Origin of the sequence: Pelistega indica (genome assembly GCF_000506865.1) — a bacterium.
GTDB classification, from domain to species: Bacteria; Pseudomonadota; Gammaproteobacteria; order Burkholderiales; family Burkholderiaceae_B; genus Taylorella; species Taylorella indica.
This window is the reverse complement of record NZ_AYSV01000019.1, coordinates 1-7,876: the sequence shown is the minus strand read 5'-3', so window position 1 is coordinate 7,876 and position 7,876 is coordinate 1. Positions and strand designations below refer to the sequence as shown.

Sequence of the window (7,876 nt, the reverse complement as noted above, 5' to 3'; positions counted from 1 at the left end):
TCAGCACTCAGAATGGTCAAGATACTTGTTTTTCAAACAAGTATCTTTTTTACATTTAATCCTTTCTCTGGTGATTTTGACGTGCCGTCTTTCGCTTTGGTGGGTGGGCATGAGCGGCTGATGATAAAGGGCGAAAGCCTGCACGCCGAAATGGTCAAGATACTTGTTTTTCAAACAAGTATCTTTTTTATTGGTAAAACAACTTATTATCATATTGGGGAAATTATGTTTTAATGCATTACTAAAATGTCATTTTGAGCCTTTATGTTAGGTTCTATTGAGAGTAAAAATATGAAAAATGCTGGAGTGAGAATTTTTGTTTTATTTGCAAGTGCTTATTTTATCTCTAATTTAGTGAGAGGGATGAATGTAGCGTTTGCTCCTTTTTTAATTAAAGAACTACAGTTAAATGCGACCAATCTAGGATTGTTAACAAGTATTTTCTTTATTGCATTTGCCCTTTTTCAACTTCCTGCGGGGATTGCATTAGACAAATGGGGAGCCAAAAAAACGCATGCTGTGTTATTAATGATCTGTGCTCTGGGAGGAATAATTTATGCTTTCTCTAGTAGTTTCAGTGGTTTGTTAATTGGACGTATCCTTATTGGCATTGGTATTTCTGTAGGATTGGCGGGTAGTATTTTAATTTTTACTCAGAGTTTTCCTATTAGTCGTTTGCCGTTGTTAACAGGATTAGTCGTCGCTATCGGTGGTCTAGGTGGGGTGGTTGTAGGCAAGCCACTTAGTTTTGCCTTAGAGCATCTTCATTGGTCGACTATCACTGTCATCATCTCTGTGATTATCATTTTTAATTGGTATGTGTATTTGGTTGTTTGTCCCTAATACACATGTCACACATAATTTGAGTTTCAAATCTCAGTATGAAGGGACTATCAAAATTTTTAAAACTAAAACATTCTGGCGCTGGGTTTCTCTGCCTGCCGCTACGGGTGGTATGTTTTATGCAGCGCATACCTTATGGGTGCGTCCATTTATGTCTGATGTTTTAGGTTATAGCCCGAGCGAAATTGCGAACTATGTCTCTCTTATTGGTATTGCTATGGTATTGGGGACTACATCGACGGGATTATGCGCTCGAGTGGTAGAAAAGATAGGTATCAACTTGCATTATTTCAGTGGTATTGGTTTGATGACTTTTGTATTGATTGAGTTTCTATTGATATTGCAAGTGCCAGTTCCGCCTTTTATCGTTTGGTTTATGTTTGGTTTTGCAGGCTCTAGTTGGACAGTTAATTTTGCAAGTAGTGCGGAGATTTTTCCCAAACATATTCTAGGTCGTGTAACGACTTCCTATAATGTGATCTTTTTCTCTAGTATTTTTGTCACACAATTAGTGATAGGGTATATCCTTGACTTGTGGGAGCAGTTGCCTGACGGTCATTATCCAGTCGTCGCTCATTTGACGGCATGGACATTGTTTTTAGTTATACAGGCGATTGCCGCTATCTTTTTCTTATGGCCTAAACCGTTAACAGTAAATCCAAAACAGTTTGATTAAGACAGCTAGTTCTTATAAGCCTAATTCGAGCCGTACATTCCGAATGGTATGTGCGGCATTTTGCATTTGTTTGAGAGGTAGCATGAATGGTAAGTTTTCAGGCGTATCTTCTAAATGTATAGGTGTAGGAGGGTCGTCTTGTTGCTTAGTTTGTTTAAGTAATTGCTCAATATAAACAAAGTGGTCTTTTAATGTTGGACTTAACTTATCTAGACTCAGTAATAAAGGTCCTAGGGAGTTAATTTGACTAGTCATGGTGTTGAGTGACATGATTAATCGGTTTAAGTGTGAAATATTAAAATGATGTGATTTAGGTTCACTTAACATACGGGCATAACTTTCTGCAAATTCGGCATAAGCATTGTGAATGTTCCGTCGTGCTAGTTGCAAATCAATATATAAAGGATTACTAGCAAAAGTTTCAGCAGAATAATTATGTCTATTAAAACCACTTGTTAATGCTGAATCAACAAACAGTAATTCTTTTTCTAAATAGGTTAGACTGGCATTAATAGTCTTATTAGCTAAACGCTTGATTTGATTTTCTTCCCACCAAGGGAAGGCAAAACTACAGGCAAAAGCAATAATACTAGCAATCACCGTATCTGCTGCACGTTCTCCAATAATTGTAAAAATATTGGGGCTAATAAAATAAAAACCAATAAGCACGTACATGGTAATAAACATTGAACCAGAACGGAAGAAATTCACAATCAATGCTTGTCCTAAAATCATGCAACACAACATACTAATAGTCAGAATGATTGGGTTAGTAGTAATGCTAAATAATAAGAGAGTTAGCAGACAACCAATAACAGTCCCTTGTAGACGCATCATAGTACGCTGACGAGTCAAAGCAAAACCGGGACGCATCGTTAATAGGATAGTGATAGTAATCCAATGACTATGTTCAATAAGCTTATCTATTAGTTCATTATGCTCATAAATTAAAACAATACCATTGGTAAAAAGTTGCACAATAACAATGGCGAGCGTTACTCTAAGAGCGTATCTGAAAATGGCTGAACCAAAGTGGAGGTTGTCTAAAATAGGTTGTAAACGTAAAGATTGATGTGTCCTGAATTGAAGCAACGATTTATCACGACGCATATTATCTAGTGCTTGGATATTGGCGTCATCACGTAAGTTATCGCAAATAATATCTACATAGCGACTGGCATTACGTAACCGACGAAGTACTTGGATAAGTAGGGCATATACTTCGGGTTCAGCTTTTGCCATACCAGCCGCTTTATATTGTTCTATTTCGTATTCGATAGCACGTAATTCAGCTTTAACACTATTACGATAAGGTGCTGTTGAGTTATGGGCTAATTTTAGGGCATTACGTTGTAAAGTACGGCTTAATTTTATTAGCGTATCACGCATAAACAGCATAATGTCATCATTTTTAAAGCGCTGGCGTAGGACTTCATAATCAGTTTGTGTTGCCACCATAGTATCCAAGAGGGCAATAATTTCGATGAAAACATTCCAGAGAATAATACGCTGACGCTGATGATTTTTATGATCCTCAGGAAGATTACGTAGTACATTATCTCTGGCAGCTTGGTGAGCATCCGTCATGGTAATCATATGAGGGAGAAGTTGGCGGAAACAGCCATCTAAATCATTGTCCACATCATAAAAAGCAGCTCTGGCTCGCATATAATCACCAGTGGCATAAACGGCACTGGCAAGGGTTAAACGTTCTTCGTGCAGACGAAAAATATAACTAATGGACAGACTAAAAAGAAAATAATAAGTACTACCAGCCAAAGAAATTAAAGCATAGTGAAAAATATCTGTCCCTTGAATATTGATGCTTAGTGAGAGTAGCATCATCATCAAACAAGCAAAACCGACTAATCCACCTCTCTTACCAAAGACGGAAAACATCGAAAATCCAAAAACCTGCAGGGAAATAATTAACCAAATGATAGATGGATAGGGGCGTGCTAGACCAGTGATTAGAGCCGCTAGGTTACCGGCAATTAGTACAAAAAGCATTTCCTTGATACGAAAACGTTTTGTACCACCAGGTTGGTCAATTAGAGCGATTGCTAGGGCACCAGCAGAAAAAGCAAAACCAAAATGATAAAGATCAAAAAAGCCTATTAGTAAAATAATAGGTAGTAAGACCCCAATTCCTTGCCTAAGAGCAAAAAATAGATGCGGTCCTGCTATTAATCGATTAAATTTGCCCGTAGAAATATACATTGGATGGATAGATAAGCCATAAAGCTAGATTTTATCATGTTTTATCACTTATTTAGATGTGAAAACAATACAGAGCTATGGTGGTTTTTTAACAAAAATTGCCTATGTGCGTTGCAATATTTTTGGGAATACGGTAAAGTTAATTTTCTTCTTCATCCATAGAAGAATTATGTACAAAAAAGCTAGCTACCCGCTGGTATTTGAGTGTACTTTTACAAGAAAATTAGTTGTTATATTGACCACAAGTTGTTATAGCGACCTCCATTTCGAACTTAAAGCATTTTTGCTATTTGTGCTGACTGGTTGATTTCTTAAGATCTTGTTGATTAAGGTTTTCAGGTGGGCTGTTTTTGTAAAACACGAAGCGCTGTAAATTTTAGTGATCAGACTTAAGTACCCTAGAATCAAATCAATGCGGTTGGGCTAGTTATGAAAGGATTTATAATGGAACTTATTGGCGCCGACATTGTAGTGCGTTGCCTTGCCGAACAGGGCGTTAAACATGTGTTCGGGTATCCGGGTGGTGCCGTACTTTATATTTATGATGCCATCTACAAACAAAAAGATTTTGAGCATATTCTTGTTCGACATGAACAAGCTGCGGTACATGCAGCAGATGCTTATTCCCGTTCCTCCCAAAAAGTTGGTGTTTGCTTAGTAACGAGTGGTCCTGGTTTAACCAATGCCGTGACTGGTATTGCAACCGCCTATATGGACTCAATTCCTATGGTCATTATTAGTGGTCAAGTGGGAACTCAGGCAATTGGTGAGGATGCCTTCCAAGAATGTGATGCTGTGGGTATTACTCGCCCATGTGTTAAACATAATTTTCTTGTCCGAGATGTCAAAGATTTAGCCGATACAATGCGTAAGGCTTTTTTCATCGCTACGACAGGACGTCCTGGTCCTGTGTTGGTTGATATTCCTAAAGACGTTTCTATGGCACCATGCAAATATACCCCACCAAAAGGTGAGGTAAAAATGCGTTCATATGCACCGACAACAAAAGGCCATAGTGGACAAATTAAAAAAGCGGCTCAATTATTAGCGAATGCACAACGTCCAATGATTTATGTGGGTGGTGGAGCAATTTTAGCTAATGCGTCAGAAGAACTTAAAACATTTGTTGATTTGGTTGGTGCACCATGCACGACAACCTTAATGGCGTTGGGTGCATTGCCTGCTAATCATCCATCTTATTTAGGTATGCCCGGTATGCATGGGACATATGAAGCAAATATGGCGATGCAAAATAGTGATGTGTTGATTGCTATTGGCGCACGATTTGATGATCGTGTCGTAGGTAATACTAAACATTTTATGTCTCACCCGCGCAAGATTATTCATATTGATATTGACCCATCATCTATCTCTAAGCGTGTTCGTGCCGACATTCCTATTGTGGGTAATGTTAAAGACGTATTGATTGATTTAAATGCGTTTGTGCGAGAGTTTGGTGGTCCTCGTGAGAAACAAGCTAAAGCGTTGGAGTCTTGGTGGAAACAAGTTAATGAATGGCGTAGTCGTCAATGTCTGGCATATGACACTGAGTCTGATTTAATTAAACCTCAATACGTGGTACAGACACTTTGGGAAGTGACAGGTGGTGATGCTTTTGTGACATCCGATGTTGGGCAGCATCAAATGTGGGCGGCTCAGTACTATCGCTTTAATCAACCACGTCGTTGGATTAATTCGGGTGGTTTAGGCACAATGGGTGTCGGCTTACCTTATGCGATGGGTGTTCAAAAAGCTAATCCTGATGCTCAAATTGCTGTTATTACGGGTGAAGGCTCAATTCAGATGAATATTCAGGAATTGGCAACGTGTAAACAATATCAGTTTACGCCTAAAATTTTGTGTTTGAATAATCGTTATCTTGGTATGGTTCGCCAATGGCAAGAGTTAGATTATGAAAAACGTTATTCAGAATCCTATATGGACTCAATTCCTAACTTTGTGAAACTAGTCGAAAGTTATGGGCATATTGGTATTCAGGTTGAGAAAAAAACGGATGTTGAACCAGCTATTAAAGAAGCTTTTGGTAAATATAAAGATCGTTTGGTCTTCTTAAATATCATCACAGATAGAGAGGAAAACGTCTGGCCAATGGTGAAAGCCGGTAGAGGTTTAACAGAAATGCTTTTAGGTCCACATGATAAGTAGGAGCACACAAGATGAAACATATTTTATCAGTCTTATTAGAGAATGCTCCTGGGGCTTTATCACGTGTTGTCGGTCTATTTTCTGCACGTGGATATAATATTGAAACCTTAACAGTTGCTCCTACAGAAGATCAAACCTTATCTAGAATGACGATTAGTACGACAGGCTCAGAGGAAATCATTGAGCAGATTACTAAGCACTTAAATCGTTTGGTTGATGTGGTGAAAGTAGTTGATTTAACAGAAGGTGAACATGTTGAGCGTGAATTGATGATGATCAAGGTTCGTGCTGTAGGTAAAGAGCGTGAAGAGTTAATGCGCTTAACCGAAATTTTCCGTGGGCATATTGTAGATGTCACAGACAAAACCTATACGATCGAGCTGACAGGTGATCAGAGTAAGATTCAAGCATTTATCAATACGCTTGAAAAGAGTTCAATATTGGAAACAGTACGTACTGGTATTTCTGGGATTGGTCGCGCAGAGCGTATTTTAAAGATTTAACAATGTATTAAGTTAGTAGTTTATTTAAATAGATAGTAATTATTATTTGTGGAGTTAGTGATGAAAGTTTTTTATGATAAAGATAGTGATTTAAGTTTAATTAAAGGTAAGCAAGTAGCTATTATTGGCTATGGTTCACAAGGTCATGCACATGCTTTAAATCTTCATGATTCAGGTGTTAATGTTACTGTTGGTTTACGTAAAGGCGGTGCGTCTTGGAACAAAGCCGTTAATGCTGGTCTTAAAGTAGCTGAAGTGGATGAAGCAGTTAAAAATGCAGACCTAGTAATGATTCTTTTACCAGATGAGAATATTGCTGAAGTATACAAAAATCACGTTGGTCCTAATATCAAAGCAGGCGCTGCCTTAGCTTTTGCGCATGGCTTTAACGTTCACTATGGTCAAGTTGTTCCACGCAATGATGTGGATGTGATTATGATTGCACCAAAAGCACCTGGTCATACTGTACGTGGTACATATACACAAGGTGGTGGTGTACCTTCTTTAATCGCTGTTCATCAAGATACATCAGGTTTAGCTCGCGATATCGCTTTATCTTATGCAAGTGCTATTGGTAGTGGTCGTGCTGGTATCATTGAAACAAACTTCCGTGAAGAAACAGAAACAGACTTATTCGGTGAACAAGCCGTTCTTTGCGGTGGTGCGGTTGAGTTAATTAAATGCGGTTTTGAAACATTAGTGGAAGCGGGTTATGCGCCAGAGATGGCTTATTTCGAATGCTTGCACGAGTTAAAACTTATCGTAGACCTTATCTACGAAGGTGGTATTGCAAATATGAACTACTCAATCTCTAATAATGCTGAGTATGGTGAATATGTGACAGGTCCACGTGTAGTAACAGCAGAAACTAAAGAAGCAATGCGTCAATGCCTAAAAGATATCCAAACAGGTGAATATGCGAAGAGCTTCATTCTAGAAAATGCAGCTGGTGCACCTACATTAACGTCACGTCGTCGTTTAAATGCAGAGCATGAAATTGAGCAAGTAGGTGCTAAATTACGTGCGATGATGCCTTGGATTGCTAAAAATAAATTAGTAGATCAAAGCAAAAACTAAGCATAAAGCGTTTTGCGATAAATATAGGCTCACTATTTAAGGTGAGTCTATGTGTAAATAGACAATATTAGCCGTGGTGGTATAGGTACTCTTATATCACCACGTTATTTTTGTGTAGAAGCTATGTTGTTAGGATAGAGAAATTAATTGAAATGTTACTTATAGCATACTCTCTAATCCTCAGTATTTAGTGGTAAATAATTTGTACCCATCCCATTTTTAGTACAACTATAAAGTAGAAACGGAATGTTTTTGTTTGTACATTAAAGGGGTGAGCCCCTTTAGTGCATCATGAGGTCTTTGCGTATTATAAATCGTTAACCACTCCTCGGTTAGTTCGTTTAACCTTGTTTTAAGTTGTTTTAAAGAGGTAACACCCTAAAACCTCATG

At 38.2% G+C, this 7,876-nt stretch carries 7 protein-coding genes and 1 pseudogene; 6 read left to right on the top strand and 2 right to left on the bottom strand.

Annotated features, from left to right (window positions below):
- The 3 genes from V757_RS28845 to V757_RS27355 form a co-directional block, all read left to right on the top strand.
- On the top strand, positions 1-234 hold a 234-nt coding region (locus tag V757_RS28845; protein WP_218184472.1), incomplete at its 5' end, for a hypothetical protein.
- A gap of 57 nt (positions 235-291) precedes the next feature.
- The gene (locus tag V757_RS27360) at positions 292-843 is read left to right on the top strand and encodes an MFS transporter (RefSeq protein ID WP_162146553.1); all 552 of its coding nucleotides are present in this window, start codon (positions 292-294) and stop codon (positions 841-843) included.
- 19 nt (positions 844-862) lie between these two features.
- Complete coding sequence (locus V757_RS27355) at positions 863-1,519, top strand: MFS transporter (protein WP_147628826.1); 657 nt, start codon at positions 863-865, stop codon at positions 1,517-1,519.
- Between the two features lie 12 nt (positions 1,520-1,531).
- Here the strand turns inward: V757_RS27355 and V757_RS17335 are convergent, their stop codons facing one another.
- Positions 1,532-3,739, bottom strand: coding sequence for an FUSC family protein (locus tag V757_RS17335; RefSeq protein ID WP_023949404.1), 2,208 nt, complete (start codon positions 3,737-3,739; stop codon positions 1,532-1,534).
- A gap of 444 nt (positions 3,740-4,183) precedes the next feature.
- Between V757_RS17335 and ilvB the strand changes: the two genes are divergently transcribed.
- From ilvB to ilvC, 3 genes are read left to right on the top strand one after another with little or no spacing between them, the layout of a single operon-like run.
- A complete protein-coding gene (gene ilvB / locus V757_RS17330; RefSeq protein ID WP_023949402.1) occupies positions 4,184-5,905 on the top strand; it encodes a biosynthetic-type acetolactate synthase large subunit in 1,722 nt (573 codons plus the stop codon).
- A gap of 11 nt (positions 5,906-5,916) precedes the next feature.
- Positions 5,917-6,408: an acetolactate synthase small subunit gene (gene ilvN, locus V757_RS17325; protein ID WP_023949400.1), complete on the top strand. Its 492-nt coding sequence runs from the start codon at positions 5,917-5,919 to the stop codon at positions 6,406-6,408.
- 60 nt (positions 6,409-6,468) lie between these two features.
- A complete protein-coding gene (gene ilvC, locus V757_RS17320; RefSeq protein WP_023949398.1) occupies positions 6,469-7,485 on the top strand; it encodes a ketol-acid reductoisomerase in 1,017 nt (338 codons plus the stop codon).
- Positions 7,486-7,713: 228 nt separating this feature from the next.
- Here the strand turns inward: ilvC and V757_RS29835 are convergent.
- Positions 7,714-7,821 (bottom strand): annotated as a pseudogene (locus V757_RS29835) (integrase core domain-containing protein); the annotation flags it as partial.
- Between the last annotated feature and the right edge of the window lie 55 nt (positions 7,822-7,876).